This is a genomic window from Bacillus pretiosus (genome assembly GCF_051294775.1).
Lineage (GTDB): Bacteria > Bacillota > Bacilli > Bacillales > Bacillaceae_G > Bacillus_A > Bacillus_A wiedmannii.
In genome coordinates, this window is record NZ_JBPPHF010000236.1 from 1 (window position 1) to 301 (window position 301).

The 301-nt window shown below is 42.9% G+C and carries 1 protein-coding gene; it reads right to left on the bottom strand.

The annotated features are described in order from the left end of the window. The coding region (locus ACSG5Z_RS30680) for an isocitrate/isopropylmalate family dehydrogenase (RefSeq protein ID WP_435712841.1) at positions 1 to 301 on the bottom strand (301 nt) is incomplete at both ends.

The following is a 301-nucleotide window of genomic DNA, read 5'->3' on the forward strand; positions in this document are numbered from 1 at the left end:
TGCCCAAGCATCATTGCAACAGAGCGCATCATTGCAATTGGATTTGCCTTATTTTTCCCGGCAATATCCGGTGCTGATCCGTGAATAGGCTCGTATATTGAAGGTCCCTTTTCCGCATGACTTGCTGATGGAAGCATTCCTAATGATCCTGCTAATACTGAAGCCTCGTCACTCAAAATATCCCCAAATAAATTTTCCGTTACAATTACATCAATCCGTCCTGGATTCCGAATTAACTCCATCGCAGCTGCATCTACTAAAATATGTTCTAGGTCAACGTCTGGATAACGAAGTGCTACTT